13 protein-coding genes, 4 tRNA genes and 1 pseudogene are annotated in these 13,617 nt (G+C 43.6%); 1 reads left to right on the top strand and 17 read right to left on the bottom strand.

Annotation, left to right across the window (positions count from 1 at the left end):
- Window positions 1–30: 30 nt before the first annotated feature.
- The 14 genes and pseudogenes from AC1EKL_RS03790 to AC1EKL_RS03725 form a co-directional block, all read right to left on the bottom strand.
- Window positions 31–732, bottom strand: coding sequence for a GntR family transcriptional regulator (locus AC1EKL_RS03790; RefSeq protein ID WP_480189623.1), 702 nt, complete (start codon window positions 730–732; stop codon window positions 31–33).
- Between the two features lie 55 nt (window positions 733–787).
- Window positions 788–2,410: a bifunctional aspartate transaminase/aspartate 4-decarboxylase gene (locus AC1EKL_RS03785; RefSeq protein ID WP_480189622.1), complete on the bottom strand. Its 1,623-nt coding sequence runs from the start codon at window positions 2,408–2,410 to the stop codon at window positions 788–790.
- A 106-nt stretch (window positions 2,411–2,516) separates the two neighbouring features.
- A complete protein-coding gene (locus AC1EKL_RS03780) occupies window positions 2,517–3,089 on the bottom strand; it encodes a TIGR01440 family protein (RefSeq protein ID WP_480189639.1) in 573 nt (190 codons plus the stop codon).
- 106 nt (window positions 3,090–3,195) lie between these two features.
- Window positions 3,196–3,846, bottom strand: coding sequence for a hypothetical protein (locus AC1EKL_RS03775; RefSeq protein WP_480190014.1), 651 nt, complete (start codon window positions 3,844–3,846; stop codon window positions 3,196–3,198).
- A 61-nt stretch (window positions 3,847–3,907) separates the two neighbouring features.
- Window positions 3,908–3,979 (bottom strand) — tRNA-Gln (locus tag AC1EKL_RS03770).
- A gap of 11 nt (window positions 3,980–3,990) precedes the next feature.
- Window positions 3,991–4,073 (bottom strand) — tRNA-Tyr (locus AC1EKL_RS03765).
- A 165-nt stretch (window positions 4,074–4,238) separates the two neighbouring features.
- A complete protein-coding gene (locus AC1EKL_RS03760; protein ID WP_480189620.1) occupies window positions 4,239–5,738 on the bottom strand; it encodes a peptide MFS transporter in 1,500 nt (499 codons plus the stop codon).
- Window positions 5,739–5,874: 136 nt separating this feature from the next.
- The gene (locus AC1EKL_RS03755) at window positions 5,875–6,738 is read right to left on the bottom strand and encodes an alpha/beta hydrolase (RefSeq protein WP_480190203.1); all 864 of its coding nucleotides are present in this window, start codon (window positions 6,736–6,738) and stop codon (window positions 5,875–5,877) included.
- 18 nt (window positions 6,739–6,756) lie between these two features.
- A complete protein-coding gene (locus tag AC1EKL_RS03750; protein WP_480189618.1) occupies window positions 6,757–7,881 on the bottom strand; it encodes an NADH-dependent flavin oxidoreductase in 1,125 nt (374 codons plus the stop codon).
- A complete protein-coding gene (locus AC1EKL_RS03745; RefSeq protein WP_480189617.1) occupies window positions 7,871–8,467 on the bottom strand; it encodes a TMEM175 family protein in 597 nt (198 codons plus the stop codon). Before AC1EKL_RS03745 ends, AC1EKL_RS03750 begins: the two co-directional genes overlap by 11 nt.
- A 23-nt stretch (window positions 8,468–8,490) precedes the next feature.
- Window positions 8,491–9,354, bottom strand: a complete 864-nt coding sequence (locus AC1EKL_RS03740; RefSeq protein ID WP_480189616.1) for a DUF1749 domain-containing protein — start codon at window positions 9,352–9,354, stop codon at window positions 8,491–8,493.
- A 3-nt stretch (window positions 9,355–9,357) separates the two neighbouring features.
- Window positions 9,358–10,215: a DsbA family protein gene (locus AC1EKL_RS03735; protein WP_480189615.1), complete on the bottom strand. Its 858-nt coding sequence runs from the start codon at window positions 10,213–10,215 to the stop codon at window positions 9,358–9,360.
- An 11-nt stretch (window positions 10,216–10,226) separates the two neighbouring features.
- Window positions 10,227–11,333, bottom strand: a pseudogene (locus AC1EKL_RS03730) (NADH-dependent flavin oxidoreductase).
- Window positions 11,334–11,399: 66 nt separating this feature from the next.
- The gene (locus AC1EKL_RS03725) at window positions 11,400–11,762 is read right to left on the bottom strand and encodes a phenylpyruvate tautomerase MIF-related protein (RefSeq protein ID WP_480189614.1); all 363 of its coding nucleotides are present in this window, start codon (window positions 11,760–11,762) and stop codon (window positions 11,400–11,402) included.
- Between the two features lie 116 nt (window positions 11,763–11,878).
- On the opposite strand from AC1EKL_RS03725, the gene AC1EKL_RS03720 reads away from it, so the two are divergent.
- Window positions 11,879–12,241 carry a winged helix-turn-helix transcriptional regulator gene (locus AC1EKL_RS03720; RefSeq protein ID WP_480190202.1) on the top strand — a complete coding sequence of 121 codons (363 nt, stop codon included), beginning with the start codon at window positions 11,879–11,881 and terminating at the stop codon, window positions 12,239–12,241.
- Window positions 12,242–12,292: 51 nt separating this feature from the next.
- Here the strand turns inward: AC1EKL_RS03720 and AC1EKL_RS03715 are convergent, their stop codons facing one another.
- The 3 genes from AC1EKL_RS03715 to AC1EKL_RS03705 form a co-directional block, all read right to left on the bottom strand.
- Window positions 12,293–13,195: a DUF4767 domain-containing protein gene (locus AC1EKL_RS03715; RefSeq protein WP_480189613.1), complete on the bottom strand. Its 903-nt coding sequence runs from the start codon at window positions 13,193–13,195 to the stop codon at window positions 12,293–12,295.
- 144 nt (window positions 13,196–13,339) lie between these two features.
- Window positions 13,340–13,412 (bottom strand) — tRNA-Thr (locus AC1EKL_RS03710).
- 50 nt (window positions 13,413–13,462) lie between these two features.
- Window positions 13,463–13,535: transfer RNA gene (locus tag AC1EKL_RS03705), tRNA-Asn, on the bottom strand.
- Window positions 13,536–13,617 lie beyond the last annotated feature (82 nt).

Raw genomic sequence — 13,617 nt, 5'->3', positions numbered from 1 at the left:
GCTACTAATCCGGCTGTTATGATTAAACGATTATTTTTCAAGAACAAATTCAAAACGGTTGCCAACGTATTGGGTATGGACATACTCAAATGGCCGGCCATCTTGTAGGTAGGAAATTTGGGTCATCCGCAAAAGGGCGTCACCACGGCGAATATCTAAGTACTCAGCAATCTTTTCCGTTGCATTCGTGGCGGAAACCTTTTGCACTGCATGTCCCGGATACAAGTTAGCCTTTTCTGCTAACGTCCGGTAAAAAGAAGAGGTCACCTCATCCTTACTAAAGTCAGTAATCAGGGACGCCGGAATTGTTGCCACTTCAAAACAAATTGGGACCTTACTACCATAGCGAACCCGTTCCATTCGCAGGACCCGTTCGCCATCAGATAGCTTTAGCTTTTCCGCCTCGCTTTCCGATGGAATCGTTAAATGGTAAGAAATGGTCTTACTCGAAGGAACCTTACCAATCGCCTGCATTAGCTCCGTAAAACTGGTCACGCCAGACATTTTCTCCTGGACCTTTTGGTTAGCAACGAATGTACCCGAACCAACGCGGCGTTCCAGAACCCCTTCATCAACTAAGGTTTGAATAGCTTGGCGCAGGGTCATACGACTAACCCCAAATTCAGTGGCCAATTCTCGTTCGGCCGGTATTTTTTGGCCAACGTGCCATTTGCCATTCTCAATATTCGACCGCAGTTGATTATGAATCTGAATGTATACCGGTGATCCCATACTTCTCTTCCCCCTGCTTACCTAATAATCATATTTTAACATGAAAACGCCGGATTTACCGTTGCTGATATTGCGCATAATATTCATCTACTAAATCAAGCATATCCTGTGCAATGCGGTGATAATCTTGAATAGTCAAGTTAGCGAGTGAGATCCGCACGTTACCCTTTTCTGCACCAAATGCCGTGGCATCCATAATCACTGTCCCAAATTCCACCGCTAGTCGGTACGTAAAGTCCAGGTAGTTGTAGTGTTGCTTATAGTAATCCGCGAATTCTTGATCATGCCGTTCACACATCAGCCGGTAAATATCCACTAATGTATAGTAGCGGGTATTTTCTGCGGTTTGGTCCGCCTGTAGACCTAATGTGTTCCAAAATTCATTGTAGCGATCAGTAACAATTTGCCGCGAGCTGTCAACATAGGCATCCCCTTCTGGCTCCCGTAGATTGGAGAGTGAAAACATATCCATCATGATTTGCTGGGGTGCTGAAAGGCCAGCCGTATGGTAAATACCAATTGCCCGACTATCGGCCACCATTCGGTCAATGAACTTCATTTTGTGCGGATCCGTGGCCACAATCGAATAGCGTTGCTCATCCAATTCGTTTAAGTGCGAATTGAGCAGGTTTTCGTAAATTAAGCGATCACATACATTCTTCTTGTGCATACAAATTAAGCCCAACCGCTCACCAGTGGCCCCATACAGTTTGGAAAATGAATAGACTAAAATCGTGTTGTGCGGCGCTACCGCAAAGATTGATTGATAATCTGGCGAGAATGTCCCATAAACATCATCGGTAATGATGATTAAGTTCGGATTGGCCTTTAACACCTCTTTAAACTTTTGTAAGTTCTCAGGGGTAATGGCTCGGGCAGTGGGGTTCGTTGGGTTAACGGCAAAGAAAGCCTTCACTTTTGGATCTTTTAGTTCTTCAAACTGTTCGTCCGTCATCTGCCAATTATTGCTCCGCTTTGTCGTGACCGTTTTAACGTTAAAGTCATATTCGCTAAGTACGGGAATTTGCAAATATGGTGTAAAAATTGATGAATTGACCACGACAGTATCACCCGGATAAAGAATATGAGCGCTGTGCAATTCTTGGAAAATATACACCATCGCCGCAGTTCCACCCTCAGTCGGGAAAATATCGACATCATTAACCAAATTCTGATCCTTAAAACAATTCTTTTGCAAGTATTGCGCCAGAATCTGCTCAGTGAATGTTAAACACCGCGGTGGATATGGATAGTGATCTCCAAGTGCACCATCGATTAGTTCGTACATAAAGGCATCCCGGTCTGCAATCTGCAAATGATTAACCGCAGCTTCAATTACCCGGCGTAAAAAAACGTCCCGACGGGTCCCATCATCCAAAGCGGTCATCACCCGTTGATAGAGTCCTGCTTTTTTGACATCACCAGCCATTCCGGCATCGTGTTGGAACGTGCTTTCTGCTTCTTCAACCCCAATTTCAAGTAAACGTGAGTACGCCAGCCGGGCCGTTGTTTCAATCCAATTGGGATTTCCACGCCCACCATTTACGACTGATTGATGGCGCAAGTTATTCTTGGCCAACTGTTTAAAAATTGCGGCAATTTCAAAATTGGAAAGCTGATCGAACTGCTTGACCTTAGTATCATCAACTTGCCGAAAAATATTTAAATCTGCTGTCATATTAGAGATCCTTCCAAGTCTTTTCACCTTATTAATCGTTCCCATTAATTATAACAAAAAAACTGATTCATCAACATTTAGCGATGAATCAGTTCCATATCTAGCATTACTTATTTTGGTTAAATGGATCCCAAGTGTATTTGGCCCGCGCGCCACCAATCAACTTTGGTCGTGACCGTAAGTAAGTCGTGTGAGCCTTACCAACTTCCTTTACGGAAGTCCGGACCGGAATCTGAACAAATTTCACTTGCATCCCAATGGAAGTATCACCGATATCCATCCCGGCCTTGGCTTGGAGGTGTTCAACTTCGACCGGATCTTCAAAGTTTTCAAATGCTGCAATTTGCCCCGCACCACCGGCATGGATTTGGGGGTAAACTGTCACAATTTCTAAACCAAATTTTTTGGCCACGTCACGTTCCACTACTAACGCCCGGTTAAGATGTTCACAGCCCTGCACTGCTAGGTGAATCCCCAGCGGCCGCAATACGGAGATGATTTCCTTAATGATCGTCCGGCCAATTTCAATGTCGGAGTCCTTTCCAATGTGTTGGCCTTGGACTTCACTTGTACTCAAACCAACAACAAATAAGTCCCCATTCTCCAGCTTGGCTTCTTTCAAGAGTTCCGTTAAGCCAGTATGGACTTCTTTACGGTAGGTTTCGAGTTCCTCTGTCATCATATCGCCCTTCCTTTTGTCTATTATTTCGATATCTTCATTATAAAATCCTTGTTAAGAAAACGCTAGCAAATACCGTATGACAATGTTTGAAAAACGTCGAAATTTAAACATGAATTTGAGAAATGGCCTTCAGCCAATCTTTTGTTCCAGAATCAATATGCTCATCAAGCGGAAATGGCCATGGCTTGAAGGCAGCCGCCACTTTGGGCCACTGAATTTGTGCGTCACTTTCCAAGCTGGTCACCATTTGGTGAATTAAGTTTTGCTGAACGGTTGCTGGTACCGACCGTTGCAATAAAGTCATCCCAATAATCCGTTGCGCCAGTAATTGAACAATGACCTGATCAAGCTCCTCCTGCGTTACCAAGTTTTTCAGTAGCACTGGTTTAGCTAACGGCAATGCCGGTAGCTCCCGCTGAATAAATTGGTTCAGCAATGACCAATTCCGGCTGAGCTGATAGAAAAATTGCCATGGTACTTTTGCATTAATCTCAACTAATGTTTGATGAACCGCAGCCGACAAATCAAACGAGGTCCCTTGCAGGCGGGGCGTTAATTCTTGAAGAAAACGCTGACCGGTTTCCCGGTCTAAGGATTTAAGATGTTTCCCAGTAGTAAGGCGATAACGAACAATTAAAAAATCGTTCACCATTGTCTGATCAATTGTGCGTTGGCGTTGGCGCTGATGGTGTTGGCGGAATGATTTACTGATTCCGTGTCGCTGACTACGGGCAAATTGTCCCTGTTTTGGCATTTCAACCGTCCCTTTCGTTAAGGTATAAAAAAAGTCGCCACAATTGTGACGACTTTGGCAGTTGGGCTAGCTGGATTCGAACCAGCGCATGACGGTACCAAAAACCGTTGCCTTACCGCTTGGCTATAGCCCAATAATAAAATATGGAGGAGGGTGGATTCGAACCGCCGAACCCGAAGGAACGGTTTTACAGACCGTCGCGTTTAACCAGACTTCGCTACTCCTCCGTGAGGTCTGTTGTTGTTTACTAACAATCAACATGTATTATAATACACAACTCCCCCATTTTTTTCAAGAGGTTTTTCGGACTTTTTTCAAAAAATGTCCAAGTTTCATCAAATTACTTTAACAAAAAGGACGAACCATTATTTCAATCGTCCGTCCACATTATTTTAAAGATTATTCTGAATGAGTGTTTGTAATCTTCGCGCAATTAGGGCCATAACTACACCACAACCAACGGTCACCAGACCAATGATTAAGAAGTACGGCACTTCTGTCGCCGTTGAATAGTACTTCACTAATTGCGAATTTATGGCTTGCCCCACGGCATCCGCCAGAAACCACATACTCATCAGTTGTGAACGAAAAGCCTTCGGCGCTAATTTAGTCGTGATCGATGAACCAATTGGCGAAATCAACATTTCCGCGACTTCCACGATTAACCAGGAACCAATTAGCCAAAATGGGCTAACCCGGCCATTTGTCGTCCCATGAATGATTCCGGGAAGGGCCATCCAAACATAGGAAACACCAGCGATAATTAGTCCGGCCGCAAATTTAACTGGTGCCCCTGGTTGGCTTTTCCAATGGTCCCACAGCCATACAAACAACGGGGTCAAGATCATAATGAAGAATGGGTTAAGTGTTTGAAAATTAGCGGCCATCAAGTGCCAATCACCGATTCTTAAAACCGTCCGTTGTTCTGCAAATAACGCTAGGACAACCGAACCGGATTCCTCAATTCCCCAGAAAATTGCTGCCGCAATAAATAACGGAATGTAGGCCCAAACCCGGGCCCGTTCATTTGCCGTCACTTTTCGACTATTGAGCATCATAATAAAGTAACCGATTGGCAATAAAATTGCCAGAATACTAATTAAGGTAATCAAATTGGCGACGGTCAATAAGCGCATTGTTGCCATTAAAGCTAGGATTACTGCTAAAGTTGCAACTAGTACTCCAATCCAAATCATAATTGGACGGAGGGCGTCTTGATCAATGGGGTTATTCGGATACAAACTCTCCTTAGAGAGGTACCGCTGGCCTCCGTAATAATATTGAATCAAGCCTAGCAACATCCCAACGGCGGCCAGCGCGAAGCCGGCATGAAAATTCATTGATGAATCAATCGAAGAGTTTCGAAATCCATTGGCAACCCATGGAACTAGCCAGGGGGCTAAGGCAGCTCCCAAGTTAATGCCAAAAACAAACATACTAAATCCAGCATCGCGGCGCCGATCATTCGGCGAATAAAGTCGGCCAACCATTTCTGAAACATTGGGCTTTAATAATCCCGTTCCACAAACAATTAAAATAATTGAAACATAGAGTGCTCTTAAACCAAGCGGCACAGCAAGTGCAACATGCCCCAGCATAATAAGCACGCCGCCGATAAACACCGTCCGGCGAGCTCCCCAAACCCGATCTGCTAGCCAACCACCAACCATGCTGGAAAGATAAACCAACGCACCATAGATGGACATTACCGAGGCAGCAGTCGTCTGCCGCATTCCAAGTCCACCCTGACTAACGGCATAGTACATATAAAACAACAGAATGGCACGCATTCCATAGTAACTAAAACGTTCCCACATTTCCGTAAAGAAGAGGGTGGAAAGGCCTCGGGGCTGACCAAAAAAGGCTGTGTCTAAGCTCCTTTGCGTTTTCATGCAATTCCTCCTAATGAAAAAGGCACCATAATGGCGCACATGAAAATTCTATTAAGATTTAATTTGAAATTAATAACAACCTTGTTAGTATACACCTTTGATTGTTAAACGCAAACTTCATTTTTAAGGCGACCTCTTACCCGAGAACGTGCCAATTTTTCAGTAAATCACGAATCTCCGCACTCACCTCTTGCTCGCGATTACGATAGATATGACTTGCTTTCCGGATCAAAATCAACTGATTCTGCTGTGCAGTCGCCATTTGACGATTTAAAGTTCGTAAATACGTTGCTGGATTTCCACCAGTAAAATGATCATTTTCCCCAATCAAGAACGCCCCTGATTTTGTGATGGCCTTTAACTGACTAAAATCACCACGGGGGTCAAAGTGAACATTATCCAGTGTGTTATCAGTTAGCCAACGTTTGGCATTGCCTGCCGTACTGGTTAACCAACGAAAAAGGCGAAACGGCAAACGTTCTTCATCACGTCCCGCATCGATCATTTGCTGAATTACGCTTCGTTGGTCGGGACCAATCTTTTTTCGTAAAACCGCTAAGTTCACTGGACTCATAAATAGAAAATGTTCAATTGGTGCTTCAGGATGGTTAGCTAGATAATGAATAACCTTATTGGCGCCTAGCGATTGCCCACCTAAGATGATCTGTGCGTAATGATGTTGCGTGGCAAAATTTACATATGCTGCCACGTCATCATCACCGTCCTGAAAGTATTCATCAAACGCCCCATACGTTTCCTGACGACCAGTAATTTGGTTCACCGCATTGGTCACATTAAAAGCGTCCCGCGTATGGGCCACTACCAGATCAATCTGCTGCTGTTGCAGTTGGTGGCCAATCACCGAATAAAATGGATTATTGTAGATATTACCTTCAACTCCGGTTACTAAAATTAAAACGGTTTTTGCAGCTGCGGAGTGAAACAGTCGCCCATTTAGAACCAACCCGGTCCGCGTCGTTACCTTCAATTCACGAACCATAATGTCACCTTCCTTCGTCTAATGTTTCCTAACTGGTCGGGGGTTATGAATCGCCATATCGAGGTGATCACGTTCTGCTTGCAACATTGCTGGTGTATATCGATAGTGAGCAGCATGTTGCCAATTAAAACTCGTCTCAATCTGATCTTCACGATCGGTACGAATAAGTTCAATTAAATCTGGATTTAACATTACCGCTCGGCCAACTGCAATCAAGTCCGCCCAGCCGGTATTATAGGCATCGAGAATTTGGTCAGCAGTCTTTAATGAGCCAACCCCAATTAATGGCAAGCGACCATTAATCCGCTCATGGTATACCTGCATCCGAGTCAATTTGCGGTCAGCACCCCGCCGTGGATGCGAGTAAAAGCCTAGTAGTGAGATGTGGAGATATTGCAGCGGCTTTTTAGTGAGTTCATCCACCAGCTTTAACGTATCCGTCATGGTAAAACCCTGGTATGGCCGTTCTGGAGAGAAACGATACCCAATAATGAAATCTGGCCGGTGGTGCTTTTGACGAACCGCGTCAATCGCATCAATGATTGCTAATGGAAACTTGAGCCGTTTTTCAAAACTACCGCCCCATTCGTCAGTCCGGTGGTTAACGTTGCCCGCAAAAAATTGTTCAATTAACCAGCCATTCGAGCCTTGGATTTCAACACCGTCCATTCCGGCCCGCAGTCCAAGTTCGGCCGCCTTTGCAAAATTATTGACCATCTGTTTAACTTCGGCACCTGTCATCGTTTTAGCCCGTCCACGCGAATCACCACTTGGGGAAATAACTGGATACCCTTTCGTCATCCAACGCTTCGCCTTATACCCGGAGTGCGCTAACTGCATGATAATCTTGGCACCCTGTTCATGCGCAATTTGGACATATTCTTGTAGCGTTGCTAAGTTCTCCTCGGAATAGGCGTTTGGTGACTCAAACCCAATTCCACTCGGTGCAACGTTGGTAAATGGCATGATAAACATGCCAAAGCCACGAAAACGATCCCGCCAAAATTCCCGCGCGGTTGGGGTTAGTTCACCATTGTCACCTGAGTCATAAATAGTCAGTGGTGCTACCACCAGCCGATTCTTAAGTTGGACTCCGTTGTTAAATGTATATGGTTCAAATAATGGTTGAAATTTAACTTTCATGATTATCCCTCCAATCTGTAATTTGATCTGAATCCTTGGGTGGAAACAAAATCCAAAAGATAATATTAATCCCGAGAATTAAAAGCGAAGCAATTGGTAGCCAGTAAATGACAATCAGCCCGGTGACTAATGAAAATAATTCAAATAACCACCGTTGTGGCTTGAGCATTAACATAATTTTTGGTGCCCGACGCGGGTTATCTTTTGCGAGGACAGCTACCATAATATAAAAGGTCACGCCCCACACTGCAAAAATCAGAAAATAGAAGTAGGCTGCTGCCCGAGAGAAGGGATCAGCGCTAATCCAGCCGGTTGCCACTGGAAAGAGCGACATGAAAAATAACCAGACAATGTTGAGCCAAAAGACCTTCCGCGAAATCCACTGAGCGTTTGCAAACAAATAGTGGTGATTGTACCAAGTAGCGGCAATCCGGAAAAAACTGATTAAGTAGGCCAGAAAATACGCCCGCTCCCTCAGTAGTGACCATAGGGTTGCGCCTTCTGGAATCTTGATTTCTAGAACCATTATGGTCATCACAATTGCGATAATGGCGTCAGTAAACGCTTCAACACGTGCTTTATTCATGCTGTTTCCCTCCTCTCATCAAATCACTTATTCCATTCTTGAACGATTTTTAAAATATCATCAGCTAACTCTTGCTCCTTTTGTTGGTAGGTATGACCGGTCTTGGGGATAATAATCATTTGATTTTGCTGAGCCGTTGGAAAATGATCATTAATATTTTTCAAAAATTGTTCTGGGTCTCCATAAGTAAATCGATCATAGCCACCGATCACTAGCGCCCCACTATGTGTTACCGCTGCAACTTGGGAGAAATCTTTCTCTGGTTCGACGTGAACATTATCCAAAATGTTATCAAAGACCCATTGGTAATCCGTATCAGCGGTCCCAGGAATCCAGCCAAGCAAATTAAATGGCATCCGCTGGTCTCCCTCACCCCGTTTACGCTGATCGAGAATTGCCTGTTTTTCTTCATCGGTTACCACACTGGTTAGATGCTCAAGATTAGCCGGGCTCAATAGCAAGAAGTGGCTGATCCGGTAGTCATGGTGCCGAGCCAAATAGTAAATGACCTTATTTGCTCCTAGGGAATGACCGGCCAAAATCACATTCTGGTATCCCTGTTGATAGACATAGTTGAGATAGGCCTCAATATCCTCATCAGTATTATTAAAATCTTCATTCCATGAACCAATCACTTCCTGCTGGCCAGTCTTGACGTTAACGGTGGGAATTTCACCGAAGGCATCTGCCGTTTGCGCATAGATAAAGTCAATTCCGGCAGCCGAAAGGGTCTTCCCGATGTTGACATAGAAAGGATTCGAGTAAAAGTTACCGTGGATCCCAGTAATCGCAATGACCACTGTGGAAGCATGCTTATCTGCAGGAGCATCAAAAAGGACCCCGGTTAGAACACTTCCCCGTTTAGTTGGTAATGCTAATCGTTTCATCGATCATCCCTTCTTTCGATAAAATATTGTTCCCTTAACCCGTTGCTTTTCCAAGTCAAAAGTTGCTAATGCATCCGTGATGGCTTGTTCGTTCACATCAAATGCCGTCTGCAATTCTAATTGCGAAATATGCGGATGTTTATTCAAAAAGGCAGCCAATGTCGTAACATCAAACTTCACCGTTCGCTCGGTAATTGCTCCATCAGTTACCTGTTGAATTAATTTTTGCCAATCCCCATATTTAGGCAGCCCTTTAACGACAAATGTTTTCCCTTGGTAGGTCAGTAGGTATGCTGGTAGCTGATCAATTTGTAGCTGTTGGCGAGCTTGTTCACTATCATTAAGTTTTTGTTTGATGGTAGCCGAGTTGTAACTGGCCTTAAATTCTTCCGCACCTAAGCCAAAGCGTTGAGCTAAAGTCGTTAAATATTTAATATCGTTAGTCTGCAGGTTATTGATCACCGTGTCATATTGAATTTCATACAATACCTGGTCTAATCGTGGTTGTTGATCGCCTGCGATTGTGAGGATCCCTTGATTGAGTGTAACAGAAGACAGATGGTGTTCATCAAATAACCGCTCATTACCACCCATATAAATCGGCATATTGCCGATTTGCTCCTCTTGGAGATAGATCTGCATTAGTCGCACCCAATATTGGTTTAGGGCCACCCGATCGCCAAATCGCTGTCGGACATTTTGGTCCACTAAATCATAAACATTTTTTACTAGTTGCCCCGATAGAAACTTAAATTCCAATTGTTCTCCATAATGGGTTTCTAACTTGCGCGTTGTGGGCCACGTTTCCCAGAGCATGCCCATCATTGGATCAGCTACCGTCGTAATTACTAATTTTTTCATTTAAGATCACCTCAGTAACGTTGTTTTACTTTTGGGAACATCGCGTTTCCCGCCATTGTTCCGTAGAGCATTGCGGGCGTAAACCGATAAGAATCCATCTTTTCCCAGTCAAATTCACTTTGTACTTCTGCTTCCCGACCTTCTTTAATCATTTGAACCAAGTGTGGGTTTAATTCCACTGATCCACCGACAGCTAGGAAATCAGCCCAACCAGTTTCAAAAGCCTTCAAACCATTTTCTTCAGCAAATAGGTCACCGACCCCAATGAACGGAAGACGCCCGTTAATCCGCTTGTGGACTGCTTCCATTCTTGTCATCTTTGGATCGCCACCCCGTCGCACTTTCTTGTAGAAGTTCCATAACGAAATATGGAGATATTGGAGTGGCTTGTCAACTAACGCCAGGTTTTCCTTCATCGTTAAGCCATCTGTACCAGGTTCTTCAGGTGAAAAACGGTAACCAACGATAAAATCTGGTCGGTGGTACTTTTGCCGAACTCGATCAACCGCATCAATAATTTACAGTGGGAAGTTAAAGCGTTTTTCCATTGTCCCACCCCAGTGGTCCGTACGGTGATTAAAAGTTGCGGAAACAAATTGTTGAATTAGCCAACCGTTGGCACCGTGAATTTCGACTCCATCTAATCCAGCGCGAATTGCCAGTTCAGTGGCATAGGCAAAGGAATGGATGATTTCTCGCACTTCAGCATCGGTCATTTCGTGTGCTCCATAATATGACATAGCACTTGGTCCCCAAACGCCGTTTCCACGAGTCATACTTGCATCAGCATGGAGTCCCGCATGGGCTAATTGGATTACCGCCTTCGCCCCTTGTTCATGGGAGATCTTGGCATATTCACGAAGATTTGCTAAATGGTCTTCACTAAATGCATTTGGTGATTCAAAACCAATTCCGCTTGGGTGAACGTTAGTGAAAGGAATGATCCACATTCCAAAGCCGTTAAAGCGGTCATGCCAGAATCTGCGCGAAGTAGGAGTTAATTCACCGTCTGGACCAGCATCATAGACCGTCAATGGTGCCACTACCAAACGATTCTTGATTTCAACGTCGTTATTAAGTGTATATGGTTGGAATAATGGTTCGTATTTTTTGTTCATTTTAAAAATCTCCTTTAAAAGTTTTATAGTTATACGTATATTTTTCTTCCTTAACAAGTAAAAAAATTATAAGTAGTCACGGCGGTCAATATACTGCCCTTGAACACCCCAACTACTAATATCATCGTACTTGATATATAAATGATCAGGTTGGATCCCGAGGACATCATAAAATGCCTGGGTGATCGCGAAATTCAATTTATCATAACCAGCATGATCTTCTGTGCCGAAAATACTAACTTCAATATAAGCTAACGGGTCGTCTCCTTGCCCCCGTAAGTACAAGGGATAATTGTCTTGAAAACCGACCATCAATACATCTTCACTCTTGCCTGGGACGTTGGCAATCGCCAATCCCAAACGTTTCTTCAACGCTAGTTCCTTGTTTTTAGGTAACTTAACATTAGTTCGTGACATAATAAATGGCATTTTAATTCCTCCTCTCATGTTCCTTGACTTGAATCTAAAGTAAGTATATCGTTGTGGATAGAGAAGAACAAGTACGCAGTTTTTTCTTCCTTAAAATTTTTTGGAGGTGCTTAAAAATGAAGCAACAAGAGTTTGACCAAAAGATTAAATACTTTCATGAAAATATGCCACCTCAGTGTCCGATCTTATATTCAATGAAGATTATTGGCTCAAAATGGAAAATTCCGGTCATGTGGTATCTAATGCTCAATGACGGTCAGCACTATAATGAATTGAAACGGAGCATTGGTTCCATTACGAATACGATGCTGTCAAAGAGTCTGCGGGAATTAGAAGAGGACGGCCTTTTGGAACGCCATTCTAAGGGAACAGTCCCTCCTTCTGTAACTTATCATTTAACCGATACCGGAAAGAATCTAATTTATACGATGGGCGACCTCTTTGAATGGGGGAAGTCTTTGATGGAAAAACAACAATAATAAAAGAGGGTGATCACAAAAAAACGTGATCACCCTCTTTTGGGTCCACTATTATTTAGTTACATCTGCTGAAGTTGGACCATAGGTACTTTGATCATCAAAGGCTTTAAAGCTGCCACCTTCTAGGGTGCCATATTTAGCCTCAATGTGATATTTATTTTTCCCTGTCTTGGTAATGGTGAATTGATCTTGCCCCTTGGCCCCAGGGTAGGTAATCATGACATAACCACCGTTACTGGTTGGATGACTTCCGTCGTGCATCGTCTTAGCAGAGTCATAATTGAAGTCAGTAAATCCACCCTTTTGAATCAAAGCTGCAGCATCTTCAAACGATAACTCTGCTGTACTAGAAGTATCATTATCTTTCTTGGTGGTTGAGGATTGCTTTGCTGATCCATTACCATTGGCAATTTTAGCGAAATTGCTAGAAACATCCGTATTCTTTGTTGGTGTCCAGTTTGGAGTACCGTTCGTGCTTTGCTCTACTAAAGCTACTGGTTCCCCGTTATGAAAAGCAAAAGCATACGTAATGTGGGTGGCCGCATTCCCCGGACGATCATAGTTGTACAAAGCAACCACGTTATAGTCGTATGATCCCTTTCCTGATGGTGCCCAACCAATTGAATCGTTACTACCATTTACGGTTGTCTTACTAAGGTCTTTGGGATAATACATCCCAGCCTTGGTTTTTAAGTCAGTGTTCCCATCATATTTAGTATAAGATTGCCCCATCGTTGGCGCCCATTGATTAATAAAACTCGTTAATTCTTGGTCCTTTTTCTTATTCCAAAGAGCTGAAGAATTAGATTGAGTGGATCCTTTCTGAACACTCTTTGATGATGAGGTCGCGGCTTGATTGGAGTGATTAGTCGGTGAACTCTTACCACAACCGCCTAATAAAATTGAAATTCCCGCTAACGCACTAATTGTTACTAAAGTTCTTTTCCGAAGCATTCTGTACTCTCCCTTAATTATGAATAACCGTTTTATAGTATACTCGTAAAAACGTTAAAGTTAAAATTTAATTTATCATAATAAAAAAAGTCCTCATACATAACCGTTAAAGGTTGGTACGAAGACTTAATAGTTCTAATGTAATGCCAACTAGAGGAGTCGAACCTCCGACCTTCTCTTTACGAGGGAGATGCTCTACCAGCTGAGCTAAGTTGGCAAAATAAAAAGGAAATGCCGATCGGTACAATCAACACTTCCTCTCAGCAACTGCGAATGTCGGGCTCGAACCGACGACAACCTGATTAACAGTCAGGTGCTCTACCAACTGAGCTAATTCGCAATAACGCGTGGCAACGTCCTATCCTCGCAGGGAGCGATCCCCCAACTACTTTTGGCGCGTTGAAGCTTAACTTCTGTGTTCG

The sequence above is a fragment of the Limosilactobacillus sp. C0001E2 genome, from assembly GCF_056590915.1.
The sequence above is the reverse complement of the archived record's forward strand: the minus strand, read 5'-3'. Positions and strand labels throughout refer to the sequence as shown.